The sequence below is a fragment of the Herbaspirillum chlorophenolicum genome, assembly GCF_001189955.1.
GTDB classification, from domain to species: domain Bacteria; phylum Pseudomonadota; class Gammaproteobacteria; order Burkholderiales; family Burkholderiaceae_D; genus Herbaspirillum; species Herbaspirillum chlorophenolicum.
In genome coordinates this window covers 262,058-279,012 of record NZ_LFLT01000002.1, presented here as the reverse complement: position 1 = coordinate 279,012, position 16,955 = coordinate 262,058, and the positions used below count along the sequence as shown (strand labels likewise).

Genomic DNA, 16,955 nt, shown 5'->3' with positions numbered 1-16,955 from the left:
GCGAACCCATCACCATGTCTCTCTCCATTGCACTGCGCCTGAGCCGCTTGCTCGCCCGCCATACCCACCGCAATATGCTGCCCCTGCGCGGGCCGGCCGGTGTGGTCAGCTTCACCTTCGACGACGTGCCGGCCTCAGCCTGCGAAGCCGGCGCGGAGGCATTGGAACGGCATGGGGTGCGCGGCACGTTCTACGTCGCCGGCGGCCTGACCGGCCAATTGGAAGAAGGCAAGCCCTGCCACTCCGAAGAACAACTGCGCCGGCTCCTGGCCAACGGGCATGAAATCGGCTGCCACAGCTATTCGCACATCCGCTGCGACACCCTCGGCACCTGCCGGCTCACGGCGGAACTGGAACGCAATGCACGTTTTCTTGCGCACCTGGGTGTGGATTTGCAAGGACTGGATTTCGCTTACCCGTTCGGCGCCTACGCGCTGGGCGCCAAACGGATCTGCAGCCGGCGCTTCCGCTCCAGCCGCATCACCGGCGGCGGCCCGCATTACGGCGAGGTCGACCTGAATGCGATCCAGACCCACCGCCTGTATGCCGAAACGACCGAGACGCCTTCTTATGAAGAGTTGGTCGGCCAAACCGCCGCCCGCAAAGGCTGGCTGGTACTCAACACGCACGATGTGGAAGATCCGCCCAGCCGTTTCGGCTATGCCCCGGAGAAATTGGCGCTGGCGGTGAAAGCCGCGCTCGATGCCGGCTGCAAGGTATTGCCGGTGGGCGCCGCGATCGATTACTGGGAATCCCGGGCAGGATAAGAAGCTATAACGGCGCCTTGCCGCTCAGGCGGCGCACCAGGTTGCGCAAACCACGATGGCTGCGTGCTTTTTCTTTCGCGGCGCGCAAAAGGCGACGCAACGCCACCACGCCTTTGCCGCGCCAACTGACGCCGGCCTCGAAACTGGCGAGCGCCAGTTCATGGTCGGCCCATTGCGCCTTGTAGGCCTCGTCGCCCACGGTCAGGTCGAACAAGGCGAAACCGCGTGCGATGCAATCCTGCACCACCGCATCCATCAATACGCGGCCGACCGAGTAGCGCCCCCATTCGCCGTCTTCATAACCGGGCATGATCCAGTAGAAACGCCGCCCGTGCGCCATGCCCCAATGCGTGGCGACGATGTCTTCCCCGACGAACAAGGCGGACACCTGCACCCAGCCCTCCGTCCCCCCGCAATCGACCGCCAAGCCCCGATAGAAGTCCAGGTAGCCGGGTTCGGCGAACACGTCGTGGCTGCCGGTTTCGCGCCAGCGCCGCGCCTTCTGGCGTGCCATGGCAGCCACGATGGCGTCCTGTTCCGCACCGGCCGCCCGCAGGACGATGCGCACGCCTCCCGGGCACAGTTCTTCCAGGCGCCGCCGCTGGCGGCGGGTATCGGCAAACATCTTGGCGCTGCGCGTTTTCTGGAAGGCCTCGAAACTCTCGCCCAGTGTCGCGATATGAGCGCGTTCGAGCTGCCAGGCGGCCCGGTCCCGCGGCCAATACGTCAAAGGATTGTCGAACATCTCGCCGCTGGCGGGATGCTCGATCTGCAATGGAGAACGGCCGATGCGCACCAGGTCAAACGGCGGCAGCGCAGGCCGCAGCGCCTGCCAGAATGCTTCCCAGCGGCCGGTGGGAACCTGCCGGACGAAGTCGGGATGCAACAGGCAGGCGTTGTAGTCGGTCACTTCGCCGCCGAGCAGCCCCAGCACACGCAAGCCAGCCTGGGACCGCAGGCCGAAAGGAATGAACATCAGCGTGTTGCCGCCGGCATCGCAGACTTCGGTCAAGGCGAGCCGCCATCCCTGCCGCTGCCCCAGTTGGCGCTGCCAATGGGCCAGCCAGGCGAAACGCTGGAAGCCGTAGCCGGCGCATGCCTGCTCGGCCGCCTCCCAGCGCGCCTGCGCCGCTTCCAGCGAAGTGAAAACGCGTACCTGCAACGCGCCCGGGTTCAGGCCGGGCACGGCAAGCGGCATGGCAGCCGGCTCAATACGCATTTTGGTCTTTGAATACAACCAGGACGGTCTTCAGGATGATCTTCAGGTCAAGGGACAGCGACCAGTGCCGCATGTAGTACAGGTCGCACTCGATGCGTTTTTGCATCTTCTCCAAGGTATCGGTCTCGCCGCGGAAGCCATTGATCTGCGCCCATCCGGTAATGCCCGGCTTGACCTTATGGCGCAGCATATAGCCTTTCACCTGGCGGCGATAGAGCTCGTTATGCTGGACCGCGTGCGGGCGCGGGCCGACGATGCTCATCGAGCCTTCCAGCACGTTGAGGAACTGCGGCAGCTCATCCAGCGAGGTCTTGCGCAAGATGCGGCCCAGCGGCGTCACGCGCACATCGCCCACGGTTGCCTGCTTGACCTCGCCGGTTTCCGGCGGCAGGTCGCTGCGCATGGAGCGGAATTTCGACACCACTATTTCCTGCCCGCCCACGCCATAGCGCTTTTGCTTGAAAATCACCGGCCCCGGCGACGACAGCTTGACGCCGATGGAGATCAAGAGCATCAGCGGGCTCAGCAAGATCAGGATCATCGCCGCCAGCACCACGTCGAACAGCCGCTTGAAGATGCGCGCCAGCCCGATGAACGGGGTTTCGTAAGCGCACAGCACGGGCACGCCGGCAAATTCTTCGTACTGGATATGGCCCAGGCCGAACAGCTTGGACTCCGGCACGAAGTAGAACGAGGCCACCGAGTCATGCAGCGAATCGATGATGGGGAGGATGTCGGCCGCGCGCACATGCACCAGGCCGATGAACACGACATCCACCGGGTTCTTGCGCAGCCATTCCGAGGCATCGCTCAGCGCGCCCAGGCGCGGCAGGGTATCGCCGATGCGCTGCACTCCCTGGCGGTTGTCGAAGAAACCGACCGGCTTGATGCCAAGGATCCTGGCGCTCTTGAAGGAACCGGCCAGTTGCTGTGCATCCTCGCTGAAGCCGACGAAAACCGCCGTGCGGCGCTGTTCCTTGGAGTTGTAGAGCCGCAATGCCCAGTAACGGGTGAGAATCGAGGCCAGCACCAGCGCGAACGGCGTGACGACCAGCCAGGAAGCCATGACGATGCGGGAATAGTCTTCGCCCGTCTTGGACAGGTAGACCAGCAGCACGATGAAGAAATACACCGTCAGCCAGGATTTGAAAATGCTGCCGATGCCGTGGATCGCCCAAGCGTCATTGTTGATCTCGAAACGGCGCGTATCGCTGAACACGATGAACCCGCCGATCATGCCGAGCAAGCCGATGTAACGGAATGTCGCGAACTGTGCCGGCTCATAGAACGTCACGCACAGCATCAGGCTCAGCACGATGGCGGCCGCATAAACGGCACCGACGATAAATCCAAACAAGGCGATATGGTGATTGTTGTTATCGCGATAAAAACCCACGTTCCACTCCTGTCGTGATGACCCTCCGGGTCCGGTTCGAATGCCGCTCAGCGGCCGGCCTTGCCTTTACTGTTTTTTTTCAGCTCCCGCGCCAGCAAGCCAACGAAACGCGATCCCCGCATGATGTAGCGCCGCCACAAGCGGTGCGGCTCCGATGCCAGCCGCCAGAACCACTCCAGCCCGGCTTTCTGCATCCAGCGCGGCGCCCGCCGCTTGAAGCCGAGCGCGAAGTCCATTGCGGCCCCAACGCACAGCACCAGCGACGCATCCAGTTGCTGCTGCCAAGCGAACGCCCAACGCTCCTGCTTGGGCATGCCCAGGCAGATGAAGACGATCCCGGGCCGCTGGCGATTGACCCGGTCCCGGGCTTCGATCCCCTCCGCACCCAACGGGTCGAATTGCATCGATGGGCAAAACAGCTCCAGCGGCATCCCCGGATAAACGCGTGCGAACGCTGCGCGCAGCATCTCTTCCTGCCCCGGCATGCCGCCAATGACAGTGACCGGCATCCCGGCCTGGCTCGCCTTCTGCGCCAGCGCCAGGAACAGATCGGCGCCGGTAACGCGCTCCGGCAAGGGCCGACCCAGGAGCCGGCTGGCCCACACCACTGGCATGCCATCGGCGAAAATGTAATCCGCACCACGATACGGCTCGGTGAATTCGGCGGACGCATCCTGCAGCCGTACCAGATGGTCGACATTGGGTGTGACGATCACGCGGGCGGGACGCGCGCCGGCGCTGGCGTAGGCAAACAAGGCGTCGGCAGCCTCGTCGAAGCGGACCGCGCAGATATCCAGCCCGAACAAGGGTACAGTCGGAAATTCCGTCGTGCTCAGCCCCGCTGGCACCGCTTGTGTCTGCATTGCACTGATGCCTTCCATTGATCGTATCGCTTTCCCAAAAGCTTTTCGAGCGATAAAATAGTATAAAATTGACATCATTTTAGCAATTCTAACGATGGCTCGTTGAATAAATTTATGATGTTTTTCGTCGGCAATTCTCGAAAATGCCGACAAAAACACGATTTTCCGGACTTTAAAAAAATCTTGAAACCGTCCCGATAGCAAACTGCCATGCATCCATTTCCTCTTTCCGCTCCCCGCGCATGAACGCTCTCCAACAGGCAGAAGCGTTGCAGCCGGTTGCCGCGCCTCCGGCAGATAATCCGCGTGTCGTTCCGTTGGTCATCATTTCGCCGGTGAGAGACGAGGCCCAATATCTCCGCCTGACCATGGATTCGATGGTCGCGCAGACATACCGGCCGCTGGAGTGGATCCTGGTGGACGACGGTTCGACCGACCAGACGCCCGACATCGTGCGCGAATATGCCGCGAAGTTTCCCTTCATCCGGCTGGTCCCCCGGCAGGACCGCGGCTTCCGCAAGTTGGGCGGCGGCGTTGTGGCGGCCTTCAATTTCGGCGTCGAACACATCCTCAACAAGGATTACCAATACATCGCCAAGCTGGATGGCGACATGTCGTTCGGCCCGCACTACCTGGAACACATGTTCCAACAATTCAGCGAAGACCCAAAGCTGGCGGCAGTATCGGGCAAGGTCTATCGCTACGAAGACGGCAAGTACATCGAGGAAAGCCATATCGATGAACAAGTCGCCGGCCAGTTCAAACTGTACCGGCGCGATGCCTTCGAGGACATCGGCGGCTTTGTGCAGCATCTGTCATGGGATGGCATCGATGTGCATACGGCCTGGATGAAGGGCTGGAAAACCTTCTGCTACTACGATCCGCAAGCCTGGCTGTGGCACCACCGGATCATGGGCTCGTCCGACAAGCATATCTACGAAGGACGCCTGCGCTGGGGGCGCGGCAACTGGTATATGGGGTACCACCCGCTCTACGCGATCGCCACCGGCATCAACCGCATGCGCGAAAAGCCTGTCGTCATCGGCGGCCTGCTGATGATCTACAGCTATTTCCTGTCGGCGCTGCGCGGCCTGCCGCGTTACGACAACCCCGAATTCCGGCGCTACCTGCGCGCATGGCAAATGAAGCGTCTGAAGCAGCATTTTTTCGGTAAAAAGAACTAATCGGGGGGTGCCTTATGGCAATTCTGTCCGGCCTGACCGCCGACCACTGTTACGACCTTTGCATTGTCGGCACCGGCCCGGTCGGCTTGTCAATGGCACTGGAAGCACGGGCGCGCGGCGCGCGCGTACTGCTCCTGGAGTCGGGAAAGAGTGAGCGCGACGACACTGGACAGGAGCATGCCCGGGCCCACATCACCGATGCGCACCGCCATGCTCCGATGGAGATTGCCACACAGCGCGGCCTGGGCGGCGGCTCCTGGTTATGGGGCGGGCGTTGCGTGCCGTTCGAGCCGATCGATTTCGCCCCGCGCGATTTCGTGCCCGGCAGCGAGTGGCCGATTGCGCTCGATGAACTGCTGCCCTGGTATCCGGCGGCGGCGCAATTCCTCGATTGCAGCAAGGCGCTGTTCCGCTCGCCATCCGACTGGCCCGCGATGCCGGACATCGAGCTCTCGCAGTTGGAGCGCTGGTCACAGCAGCCCAAGCTGGCGCCCAAGCTTGGCGGCTGGGCGCTGGCCACACCGGGCATCGATATCCTGTTCGATGCGACGGTCACCGGCCTGGACCTGATACCGCAAGCCGACGGCGGTATCCACCTGCGCGGCCTGCAAGTGCGGCATGTCGACCAAGCTATCGAAGTCCATGCCGGCGATTACGTGCTGGCCTGCGGCGGGCTGGAGACGACCCGCCTGCTGCTGGCCGAACAGGCGCGCCGGACGCAAGACATGCCGGGCCTGTTCGGTGGCCAGGGCGGACCGCTCGGCGGCTATTACATGGGGCATATTTTCGGCAGCATCGGCAGCCTGGTGCTGAACAAGCCGAAATCCTTCACGGCGCTCGACTTCTCGCTCGACCCGACCGGCACCTATGTGCGCCGCCGCTTCACGCTGACCGAACGTGTGCAGCGCGAACGGCAACTGCTCAATACCTCGTTCTTCGCCGACAACCCGCCGTTCTACGACGAGCGCCACTGCAATCCGACCTTGTCACTGGTGTTCCTCGCCCTCTCCGTCCCGCTGCTCGGCCGCCGCCTGCTCAGCGAAGCGATCCGCCTGAAACACATCGGCCCTCCGCCATACCGCTATGGCGCGCATGTGCTGAACGTGCTGCGGCGGCCCTGGCGCGCCGTCGCCGACGTATTCAACATCCTGCACCTGCGCTACCTGTCGCCGACCCGCAAGCCGGGCTTCGTACTGCGCAACGAGGGCGGCACCTATGCACTGAATTATCACGCCGAGCAATTGCCCAATCCGGATAGCCGGGTCACGTTGACCAAGCAACAGGATGCCTATGGCAGGCCGCGCCTGCACATCGACTTCCGCTACCTGCCGGCCGATGCCGAATCGGTGCTCCAGGCGCACGAAGTGCTGGACCAGAACCTGCGCGCGGCGGGCATGGGTCATATCACCTATCACCGGCCGCCCGAACAACGCCTCGACCATATCCTGGAACAGGCTTCCGATGGCTTCCACCAGACCGGCACCACGCGCATGAGTGCCGATCCCCGCGCCGGCGTGGTCGACCGCGATGGCGCGGTGCACGGCGTGGCGCATTTGCATGTGGCATCGAGCAGCAATTTCCCCACCACCGGCGAAGCCAACCCGACCTTTCTCGCGGTGGCGATGGGCGTGCGCCAGGCCGCGCGCCTGGCCGGCGGAGCGCAGGAGCGCAGCGCCATCCCTTCGTTTTATCCGTTCCCGCTGCCAACATCGGGACAGGACAATACCCACATTCCGCCCATGAAGAAAATCACCATCCCCGGCACCGACCTGGCCGTCAGCCGCTTTTCCTTCGGCACCGCCAGCCTGCACCACCTGTTCAAGCAGGAACAGCGCCTGGCCTTGCTGCGCGCGGCAATCGACGCCGGCTTCACGCATTTCGACACCTCGCCTTACTACGGCTTCGGCCTGGCCGAACAAAGCCTCGGCCAGCTTTCCGCCAGCGAGCTGCAAGACATCACGATCGCCACCAAGGTCGGCCTCTACGGCCCTCCCGGCTCCAGTCCCCAGGTGCCGGACATCCTGCTGCGCAAGGTAGCCGGCAAGTTCATCAAGAGCCTCAACCAGCCTGTCGTGGACTGGTCGCTGGCGCGCGCCCGGGCCAGCCTGGAGCAAAGCCTGCGCCGGCTGCGGCGCGGCCATATCGATATCCTTTACCTGCATGAGCCGGTGCCGGAACTGATCGCCTCGGATGAATGGCAGCGCTGGCTGGAGAGCCTGGTCTTGGCCGGGAAAATCCGCTACTGGGGCATCGCGGGGGAAGCAGCGGCCATTGCCGCCATGCTGGAACAGAGCCCGGGGCTGGCGCAATTGGTGCAGGTACGCGACAGCCTGAGCCTGCATCAGGCAGACTTGCTCCAGGCGCACCAGCGCCCGCTGCAATTCACCTACGGCTATATGGCCGATGCCGCCACGCGCGCGGTGCCGGCGCCGGTCAAGCTGACCCAGGCCCTGGCCCGCAACGCGAGCGGTTCGATCATCGTCTCCACGCGCAAACTGGAGCGGATCGCCCAACTGGCCAGCCTGCCAGGCCTGGCCGGAGAATAAAGGCCAGGTTCAGGGCCGCCGGAGCTTCGTCAATGGCGGTCCAGTCCCCTGTGCATGCGGCGTAATCCCAGCCACACGCAAGCCGCCACCACCGGCACCACAAGGCCCGTGGCAAGGTCCGGATTGATCGGCAGGCCTGCTGCCTTGGCGGCCTTGCCGGCGTAGCCGATCAGGCCGATCACGTAGTACGAGATCGCCGCAACCGAGAGCCCTTCGACCGCTTGTTGCAACTTCAACTGCTGGGCGGCGCGTGCGTTCATCGATTGCAGGATCTGGCGGTTTTGCTGTTCCTGAACGATCCCGATACGGGTGCGCAGCAAGTCGTTGGTGTGGGCAATGCGCTCGGCCAACGCCTCCTGCCGGCGTGCAACCGCCTGGCAGGTGTTCATTGCAGGCGCCAGCCGGCGCTCCATGAATTCGCCGATAGTCGGCACGCCTTCAATACGCTGCTCACGCAACTCCTCGATTCGCGCCTGCACCAGCTGGAAGTAGGCTTGTGACGCCGAGAAACGGTAACTGTTTTCCAGCGACAGTTTTTCGATACGTGCGGCAAGCCCGGTGATCTTGCGCAGCATCCGTTCGTCCTCGGCATGCTCCTCGGGGGTGCCGCCCATGGATTGCTCGGACTGCACCATGGCCGCGGTCAATGCCGCCAGGTCGCCTTCGATCTGGTTCAGCAGCGGCCCCGATTGCTGGGCGTGCGGCAGGCCCAGCAAGGCCATCATGCGATAGGTTTCAATCTCCAGGATGCGCTGCGCGAGGCGGCCGCCCTGCAGTTCGCGCAAGTCGATGTCGCGCACCACGAAACGGGAAAAGCCATCAGACTGGATCTGGAAATCGGTCCAGATCTCGCCGCCCTGCAAGACCTTGCTCGAACTCATCAACTTGCCTTCGAAGATGCGCTGCATGCTGCGCGCGGTATCGGCAAGGTCGTCGGCGCCGGGCTCGACCACTACGTGTGCAGCCACCATCAGCTTGCCCTGCAGCGACAGCAGCCATTGCTGGGGAATATGCGACAGCGGCGCCCGGACGAACGCTTCTGCGGTCGAAACCGGCTCCTCATGGGCTTGCGCGAAGGTATAAGTGGCGAATTCGGTATGGCATTCCCATTTAAGCCGGAAGCGTCCGAAGTCATGATAAAAATGCTTGGCTTCGGCGCCGGGCGCCACTACGCCAAAATGGGCGCACAGCGCTTCCAGCAGCGCGTGCTGCGTCTTGGCGTGCTGGTTGCCATTGCCCTCCTCGCGCACATAGACGGCCAGATGCGTCAGCGTTTCGGACTGGGTCAGTTGCAGGAACGGGCGCGAATGCACCTCGGCCGCCAGGACGACGCGCTGGGGATGGTTCAGGCTGGCATAGACGATAGACATGGATTTCCCGCGGATGATGTTGAATACTGGCTTGCCACCGTTTCACGCATGCGAAAAGCATGCCGGGAACGGCGTACGTTATGTCTTGCTGGTGATTGGATGTCGGCCCCGACCGAGATACCCGCGCTTATTCCGGCGCCGGATAGCTCACTTCAAGGATGGTCAGCTGTTCGATGCCCGACGGCGTCTGCAGCACGACCTCGTCGCCTTCGCGCGCCTTGGTCAGCGTACGCGCCACCGGTGAGACCCAGCTGATCTTGCCGTTGAGCGGATCGAGCTCATCGATACCGACGATGGTCACCGTATGGGCTTCCCCGCGCTGGTTTTCATAGGTGACGGTGGCGCCGAAGAATATCTGGTCGCTGCCATGGTGTACCGTGGGGTCGACCACCTCGGCCAGATCCAGGCGCTTGGTCAGGAAACGGATGCGGCGGTCGATCTCGCGCAGGCGCTTCTTGCCATACAGGTAATCGCCGTTCTCGGAACGGTCGCCGTTGGACGCGGCCCAGGACACGATGCGCACCACCTCGGGGCGATCAACGTCGATCAGTTGCAGCAGCTCGTCCTTGATACGCTGATGCCCTTGGGGCGTCATGTAATTCTTGGAGCCTGCCGGGATGGCGGGCAAGGCGATTTCGTCATCGTCGTCGCCGCCATCGGATTCTTTTACAAAGGCCTTGTTCATCTGCAATATTCAGTTCAATTGGGCTGCGGCCGCACTGCGCACGGCTTGTCTTAAACTGCATTGTAGCCGGATGCGGAATGCTGCGAGGGTACAGTTGAGGGAGTAAACGCCCCCTTTGCTGTACTGGCCTTTCCCGGCTTTTCTTGCCTGGCCCTCGCCCTTTCCCGCGCCCTCGGCGATAATCCCGGATAACGCCATTCCTCTTGCCTCCGTTTCCATCCAACGACCATCCATGTCCTCCATTGCTCCCCGTTACCGCATCGGCCTGATTGCCAACCGCGCCCACCAGAACGCCCCCGACTCCGCACTGGTCCAGTTGCTGACCGGTTCGCGCCATCGCATCGAAGCGCTGCAGCCGGAACTGATCGTGGTCGGCCGCACCCTCGACGCCATCGGCCAGATGGACTTGCTGCCCGGCTACCCGCATCTGGTGCGCTTCCCCTATGGACGTAACGGCGGCTTGATGAAACTGGTCTCGCGTACGGTGGATGCCGATCCCGAGCGCACACTGGATGCGGTGATCTATCTGATCGACCCGGTCGATCCCTCCTCCACCTTCCCTGAAGCGGTAGCGCTCAAGCGCCAGTGCGTGATCCACGGCAAGCCCTTCCTGTCGACGCTGGCCGGCGCCCAGGAATGGCTGGAGCTGGAGTCCATCGCTACCGGCGCCGCTCCCGACCCGGCACTGGACAGCCGATTCAAGCTGGAGCAGGAAGGCATCGCGCTGATCGCCCACGATGCGATGAAGCCGCGCATGCTGGCACTGGCCGAAAAGCATTTCGATGTGCTCGACAAGTTTGCCTTTCGCTGCGCCACCGGCACCACCGGCGGGCAGCTCAACCAACTGGCCATGAAAATCAAGGGCGAAGCCGGACGTCATTGGGTCAAGCCCTTCCTCTCCGGCCCGCTGGGCGGCGACGCGCAGATCGCCGAACTGATTCTTGAACAGCAGTGCCGCCGCGTATTGTTCCTGGAAGACCCGCATGTGGCGCGCCAGCACGAGGCCGACATCCAGTTGCTGGAACGCGCCGCGCGCACCGTGACCGACTACGCTTCCTGCATGAGCGACGTCGAATGGGGCGACCGCTGGCTGTCGCTGATCGGCGCGCGCCAGGTCTGACCCGGCCTGCACCGACGATATCATGCCGATTCCACCGCCTCCTGCCCCGCGCCGCCCGTCAAGATGGCGACGGCGCTTGCTGGCGCCGCTGATCTACCTGGCGGCCTTGCTGCTGATATTGGAAGAATGGCTGTGGGACGTTACCCAGGCAGTGTTGGAACGTATCCCTTCCTGGCCTTTTCTGGCGAAACTGCAGCGCTGGGTAGAGCGGCTCTCGCCTTATGCCGCACTGGTGTTTTTCCTGGCGCCGACCCTGTTGCTGTTGCCGGTCAAGATCCTCGCCCTGCTCTCCATCACCCATGGCCACCCCACGTTGGGCCTCGGCATCATCCTCACGGCCAAGGTACTTGGCACGGCGCTGGTAGCCCGCATCTACGCGCTCACGCGCCGCAGCATGCTGTCTCTGGGATGGTTTCAACGCGCGCATGACAAGGTCCTGGCGTTCAAGGACAGGATGATTGCCCATCTGTACGCCAGCCCCGGCTGGCAGCAAATCCAGAAATTGATCGCAAGCTTGCGGCGCACGGCGCGCCGCGCCATCGACGCCATGAAAGCGCGCCTGACCGGGTCGCCTCGCTCCGAGGGCGGGCGGTTGCTGCGCCTGTTCCGGCGCCTGGTGGCAAGGATGAAGAAATGGCGTAAATTCCGTTCCAATTGAAACCGGCATTGGCGTGCCATCCTATCGGAATTGAAATGTTGAACCTCGGTCATTGATCGGCAAAAGAAAAGGCCGCCATGCAAATGCACTGGCGGCCTTTTCTTTTTCTTCAGATCCAGTTCAGTCCCAATCCCACCGGGACGAATAACTGAACCGAACAACCGGTCAATCGTCGTCGTCATCCTCAACATAGCCATCCGGCGGCGGCGCCATCGGCACGCCGGCCGCCTGGCCGACATTGTTGGTGGAGATGCTGTTGCCCCACTCGAAGGCATATTTTTCCGCCTCGAAAAAATCGTCAGCGGACATTCCCAGCTCTTCGAGCAGTTGCTGCATTTCTTCCTGGTTCTGCTCGCGCTGCTCGGTGCACTCGACCAGCTTCAAGGCAGTCCCGTAAAAGCCGGTACGGCGCAGCAGTGCTTCGCGTATCTCGGTACTGACGGTGATCTGGCGCAAGACACTTTCCATGCTCATGCCAAACAGCGCGTCCACCAGCGACATGATGCCGACCGTGAACGCCATTTCCGACATCTTGCGGCGTCCCGGACGGATCTTCGCAGTGACCAGTTCGAGCATCTTGCCGCGCGTGGCCGCCAGAATCATCAGCGGCGACAGGGTATGCACCTTGTTCTTGTCGGTATTGGCAAACAACAGGATCTGCAGCCAGCGCTTGAGCTGGCGGCGGCCAAGCACGATCAGCGCCTGCCCCAGCGAATCGATGAACTTCTGGAAGCCGTAAACAGGGGTATTCACCAGGCGCAGCAGCGTCAGGCTCAAGGCCACGTCACGCTTGATGTAGCGCACGATCTCGCCGTTGTCGACATTGCGCACCAGGAGCGTCAGGAGGTGCATGATCACCACCTTCGAGGCTTCCAGCTTCTTGCCCTGGAGGATCATGGGCTTGGCGAAGTAATAGCCCTGGAAGTAATCGAAACCGAACGTCATGCAGTCATTGAACTGCTGCAGGGTCTCGACCTTCTCCGCCAGCAGCTCCTTCTGGGCGCGCTTGAAGTGCACGGAGAGCTTGAGCAACTTGCTGGGATCGACTTCCATGACATCGATCTTGATGATCTTGACCAATGGCAGCAGCTCTTCGATTTCTTCCGACTCGGCCACCACGTCATCCAGCGCAAACACGTAGCCGGCCTTGACCAGTTCGCGCACACGCTCCACCAGCTCCGGCGTGACCCTCACGGTTTCCAGAATCTCCAGCACCACCTTGTCGGTCGGCAGGAAATAGATGAAGTCGCTCATCAGGACCGCCGCATCGACGTTGATGAAGCCTTGCAGGTTGCCGATAACGTTGGACAAGCCCAGTTCCGACGCGTGCGCAATCACCGCAGCCGTCGCGGTGACGTCATCTTTCACGTTGGCAGGGCCGAAAGCGGCACTACGGAACAGCAGCTCGTAGCCGATCAGATCCTGCTCACGATTCAGGATAGGCTGGCGGGCCAGGAAGAAATCCAGAGCGTGGTGGTGCACAGGGTTGGATTGGTCGGATGGCTGGTCGGACATGGTTCTTATTTTAGGTGCCCCAAGCGTGGTAACGATTCTTTATTTTCGGCAATGCCGTACATTGTATGTCGGTTCAACATCGCTTCGGCCGCTTGGGATAACGTCACCGGAAGAAAATCACAGAAAATCACAAAACGGGCCGCGTGCCAGCATATCACGCCTCTCCCGCTTCCAAGACAAAGCCGGCGCTATCATCGGTGCCCAGCACATCGACCAGGTAAGGCATGACTTCCCGAAGCATCGGCTCAAGCGTCCATGGCGGATTGAGGATGAACATCCCGCTGTTGTGCAAACCGAAGCCGTCAGGAGCCGGGCCATGGATCGCCAGCGTCACGTTCAGCCAGCTCTTGGCACCCAGCCGCTTGAGCCGTTCCGGCAGCTGGCGCGATTCATTACGCTGCAAAACGGGATACCAGACGGCATACATGCCAGTCGGGAAACGGGTCAGCGCATCTGCCAGTACCTGCGCTACGTGCGTGTAGTCGCGCTTGTCTTCATAAGGGGGATCGATCAGCACCAGGCCCCGGCGCGAAGGCGGCGGCAGCAGCGCCTTGAGTCCGGCGAAACCGTCGGCGCGATACACCATCACGCGCTTGCCGCGCGCAGAGGGACGCTGGCCTTGCGCCAGTGCGTGGGCTTCCAGCTTGCGGAAATTGTCTTCGAGTATCTTGACTTCGGAGGGATGCAATTCGAACAGGCGCAATCTGTCCTGTTCTCGCATGACCTTCTCGGCACAATAAGGTGAACCGGGGTAGTAGCGCATCTTGCCGCTGGGATTGAGCGCCCTCACCAGATCGACATACTCCTGAACTACCGGCGGCAGGTCCTTGCGGCCCCACAACTGCGCGATACCGGTCTCGTATTCGGCATTCTTGCTGGCATAGTCGCTATCGAGGGCATATACGCCGGCGCCGGCATGCGTGTCGACGACCATGTAGGCAGCATCTTTCTGCCCGAGGTAGCGCATCAGTTGAATCACCACCATGTGCTTCAAGACGTCGGCGTGGTTGCCGGCATGAAAAGCGTGGCGATAACTCAGCATGGGGAATTGTGCTCTTTATAAAAAATGGAAATCGTACGAGTTGGAAAATGACTATCGTGCGGCAGAAGAAACGTTTGGCATTCTAGCAAGGATACGATGCCAGTAAACCGCACAGGACGTAATTGTTACAAAGAAACAGCGCTTCGCGATAGCAACCCGGCCATCTTTTTACCCATGCCGGCATCACGCGCGAATATGCAGTACATAAGGTATTTGCGGCGGCACGCCGTCATGTTAATGCTTAACAGAAATTTACGCGACTCAATTACCCGAGCGGTCAAGCCGGAAATAAGCGTCAAGCAGAGAGGTCTTGTAGACAACACCCAGTAGCCGGGGATCTTCGGCATTGGCAATCACCGGCAAGCGCTCCCCCTGATGGTCCAGGAAAAGCTGCAGCGCCTCGCCCAGCGACATGTCCGGCGTCACTTCATGCAGGAAATGGGGCCGCAGGAAATCCCTGGCCTTGCGGTCTGCGTCGTCGTTCTTGTCCAGTAGCCAAGAAGTGAGGTCCTGCAGCGCCACCACCCCCTGATAACGCTCGTCGTCATCGACGATGTAGATATATTTAACCGGGTACTTCAGGAACACCGCACTCATGTCCTCCATGCTGGCGTCTTCCTTCAATACCGTTTCGGCGGGACGGATCAGCTCGCTCATGTGGGTGCCGCGCAGCCGCAGGCGCTCCTCGGCATCGCGATGGCGCTTGAGTGTGATGTCATACATCGAGCGGCCGTCCAGGCTGCGGGCGACGACATAGGCCACCACGCAAGACAGCATCAGCGGCAAGACCACCTGATAGCTCAAGGTCATCTCGAAAATCATCAGGATCGCCATCAACGGCGCATTCGACGCCGCCGCCAGGAAAGCCCCCATTCCCACCATCGCATAGGCGAAAGGCTGCGACACATGAAAAGGTATCAGCGCCTGCGCCGCATCGCCAAACAGGAAACCGACCGCCGCCCCGACGAACAGCACCGGCGTGAAGATCCCCCCCACGGCTCCCGATCCGACCGTGATTGTGGTCGCCAATATCTTGACCAGCAATACCGTCAGCACCGCATGCCACACCCAATCGGTATGCAGCAGCGAATTGACGAGGCTATAGCCGTTGCCCCAGACATCGGGCACCTGTACCGAAATCAGGCCCACCAGCAAACCGCCCACACCCAGGCGTACCGGCAACGGCAAGCGCAACTTGCCGAATGCTGCCTTGCCAAACTCCAATGTGCGCAGGAATTGCGGCGCCAGCAAACCTGCCAGCACCCCCAGCACGACGAACAGCAGGATTTCCCAACCCGCCACGTCCGGGAAGAACGGCATTTCATAGGTCGGCTTGTAGCCCGGCAGCTCGCGCATGGTGATGTTGGCCACCACCGAGGCCACCACCACGGGACCGAAACTCTCCATCACCAGGGAGCCGAGCACGATTTCGGTAATGAAAAATGCGCCCGCAATCGGCGCGTTATAGGCTGAAGTAATGCCGGCAGCGGCGCCGCAAGCCACCAGCAAGCGCAGACGCGATGCGGGGAAATGCGAAAACTTGCCCACCAGCGAAGCGCACAGCGCCGCCAGTTGCACCATCGGGCCCTCGCGGCCGATGGAGCCGCCCGAAGCGATGGTCGCCAGCGAGGAAATGCTGCGCAACAGGGTATGCCGCACAGGAATGGCGCCGTCGCCAATGGCCACCGCCTCCATGTAGTCGCCGCCGGCGCCGGCCGGCACGCGCTTGGCCCACACCAGGAACAGGCCGGCCACGATGCCGCCGGCCGTCGGCAGCAGCATGCGCATGTACCAAGGCAGTCCCTTGGCGATTTCCACGAAACTGCCGCTATGGCCGGTCAGCAGCAACTGCAGCAGCGCGATGCTTTCGCGAAAGGCGATGGTTGCCAGCGCGCCGACGAAACCGGCCAAGGCTCCCCACAGCAGCATCGAATGGTTTTCAGAGACGCGGCACGCATTGAGCACCCGCAGGCGGTATTTGAGCCAGATTTCTCGCATTGCCAGCGCCTATTTGTTATCGGTCATCAGCGAATGCAGGTAGCCGAGATCGGCGGCAATGCTTGCATCGGCCTTTTTCTGCATGCGCTGGTAGCGTGCCAGCACCTCGCGGCCCAGCTCGGTCACCACTGCCCCGCCTCCACGCGCCCCACCGGTGGCGGTCGCCACCAGCGGATTGGAGAAACAGCGGTTCATTTCCTCGACCAGCAACCAGGCGCGCCGGTACGACATTTCCATCTCGCGCGCGGCGCCGGAAATCGATCCGGTACGCTCGATGGCCTGCAAGAGATCTGCCTTCCCCGGGCCGAAGGCGATGGTGTCGCCCTGCATCACGCGCAATCTGATGGTCTTGGAATAAGTCATGCGCGTGATTGTACAAGGGCCTCCCTGCACGTCCAACACCTCAGTGCCGCAACAGCAACGATGATGCCGTTGGCGTCCGCTACAGCCCACGAAGAGACAGCAAACAGGTTCCGGGAACAGCACAGTTTTGCCTGCGGTTGACTCACGCTATATCCTTGCGTATATTTCGATGGGTTCAACAAGCGCGCGTCGGCCATCGGTCCGCGCGCTTTTGCTTGTCTGCCGCCTG

General features: G+C 61.8%; 14 protein-coding genes. 5 read left to right on the top strand and 9 right to left on the bottom strand.

Annotation, left to right across the window (positions count from 1 at the left end):
* The first annotated feature begins 14 nt into the window (after positions 1 to 14).
* Positions 15 to 767, top strand: coding sequence for a polysaccharide deacetylase family protein (locus tag AKL28_RS02920; protein ID WP_050466545.1), 753 nt, complete (start codon positions 15 to 17; stop codon positions 765 to 767).
* 4 nt (positions 768 to 771) lie between these two features.
* Here AKL28_RS02920 and AKL28_RS02915 read toward each other — a convergent pair whose 3' ends face one another.
* Genes AKL28_RS02915 through AKL28_RS02905 form a run of 3 tightly spaced genes read right to left on the bottom strand, consistent with a single transcriptional unit; the run spans position 772 to position 4,461 of the window.
* A complete protein-coding gene (locus AKL28_RS02915) occupies positions 772 to 1,965 on the bottom strand; it encodes a GNAT family N-acetyltransferase (RefSeq protein WP_169801799.1) in 1,194 nt (397 codons plus the stop codon).
* A 10-nt stretch (positions 1,966 to 1,975) separates the two neighbouring features.
* A complete protein-coding gene (locus AKL28_RS02910) occupies positions 1,976 to 3,382 on the bottom strand; it encodes an undecaprenyl-phosphate glucose phosphotransferase (protein ID WP_050466543.1) in 1,407 nt (468 codons plus the stop codon).
* Between the two features lie 47 nt (positions 3,383 to 3,429).
* Positions 3,430 to 4,461, bottom strand: a complete 1,032-nt coding sequence (locus AKL28_RS02905; RefSeq protein ID WP_231602316.1) for a WecB/TagA/CpsF family glycosyltransferase — start codon at positions 4,459 to 4,461, stop codon at positions 3,430 to 3,432.
* Between the two features lie 26 nt (positions 4,462 to 4,487).
* Here AKL28_RS02905 and AKL28_RS02900 point away from each other — a divergent pair, with 26 nt between their 5' ends.
* Together AKL28_RS02900 and AKL28_RS23810 are read left to right on the top strand one after the other, a co-directional pair.
* On the top strand, positions 4,488 to 5,429 hold the full coding sequence (locus tag AKL28_RS02900) for a glycosyltransferase family 2 protein (protein WP_050466542.1): 942 nt from the start codon (positions 4,488 to 4,490) through the stop codon (positions 5,427 to 5,429).
* A 14-nt stretch (positions 5,430 to 5,443) separates the two neighbouring features.
* Positions 5,444 to 7,975: an aldo/keto reductase gene (locus tag AKL28_RS23810; protein ID WP_082221335.1), complete on the top strand. Its 2,532-nt coding sequence runs from the start codon at positions 5,444 to 5,446 to the stop codon at positions 7,973 to 7,975.
* A gap of 29 nt (positions 7,976 to 8,004) precedes the next feature.
* Here AKL28_RS23810 and AKL28_RS02890 read toward each other — a convergent pair whose 3' ends face one another.
* Both AKL28_RS02890 and greB read right to left on the bottom strand, forming a co-directional pair.
* Entirely contained in the window at positions 8,005 to 9,345 is a 1,341-nt protein-coding gene (locus AKL28_RS02890) for a DUF3422 family protein (RefSeq protein WP_050466541.1), read from the bottom strand.
* A 127-nt stretch (positions 9,346 to 9,472) separates the two neighbouring features.
* Positions 9,473 to 10,030: a transcription elongation factor GreB gene (greB, locus tag AKL28_RS02885; protein WP_050466540.1), complete on the bottom strand. Its 558-nt coding sequence runs from the start codon at positions 10,028 to 10,030 to the stop codon at positions 9,473 to 9,475.
* A 232-nt stretch (positions 10,031 to 10,262) separates the two neighbouring features.
* Between greB and AKL28_RS02875 the strand changes: the two genes are divergently transcribed.
* Positions 10,263 to 11,150: a methylglyoxal synthase gene (locus tag AKL28_RS02875; protein WP_050466538.1), complete on the top strand. Its 888-nt coding sequence runs from the start codon at positions 10,263 to 10,265 to the stop codon at positions 11,148 to 11,150.
* A 22-nt stretch (positions 11,151 to 11,172) separates the two neighbouring features.
* A complete protein-coding gene (locus AKL28_RS02870; RefSeq protein ID WP_050466537.1) occupies positions 11,173 to 11,808 on the top strand; it encodes a hypothetical protein in 636 nt (211 codons plus the stop codon).
* Between the two features lie 165 nt (positions 11,809 to 11,973).
* On the opposite strand, the gene AKL28_RS02865 is transcribed toward AKL28_RS02870, so the two are convergent.
* The 4 genes from AKL28_RS02865 to AKL28_RS02850 all read right to left on the bottom strand — a co-directional run bounded on the left by AKL28_RS02865 (position 11,974) and on the right by AKL28_RS02850 (position 16,726).
* Positions 11,974 to 13,323 (bottom strand): EAL and HDOD domain-containing protein, encoded by a 1,350-nt coding sequence (locus AKL28_RS02865; RefSeq protein ID WP_050466536.1) that lies wholly within the window; start codon positions 13,321 to 13,323, stop codon positions 11,974 to 11,976.
* A 154-nt stretch (positions 13,324 to 13,477) separates the two neighbouring features.
* A complete protein-coding gene (locus AKL28_RS02860) occupies positions 13,478 to 14,365 on the bottom strand; it encodes a 23S rRNA (adenine(2030)-N(6))-methyltransferase RlmJ (protein ID WP_050466535.1) in 888 nt (295 codons plus the stop codon).
* 261 nt (positions 14,366 to 14,626) lie between these two features.
* Positions 14,627 to 16,363 carry a ClcB-like voltage-gated chloride channel protein gene (locus AKL28_RS02855; protein ID WP_050466534.1) on the bottom strand — a complete coding sequence of 579 codons (1,737 nt, stop codon included), beginning with the start codon at positions 16,361 to 16,363 and terminating at the stop codon, positions 14,627 to 14,629.
* Between the two features lie 9 nt (positions 16,364 to 16,372).
* Positions 16,373 to 16,726, bottom strand: coding sequence for a winged helix-turn-helix domain-containing protein (locus tag AKL28_RS02850; RefSeq protein ID WP_050466533.1), 354 nt, complete (start codon positions 16,724 to 16,726; stop codon positions 16,373 to 16,375).
* Positions 16,727 to 16,955: the final 229 nt, after the last annotated feature.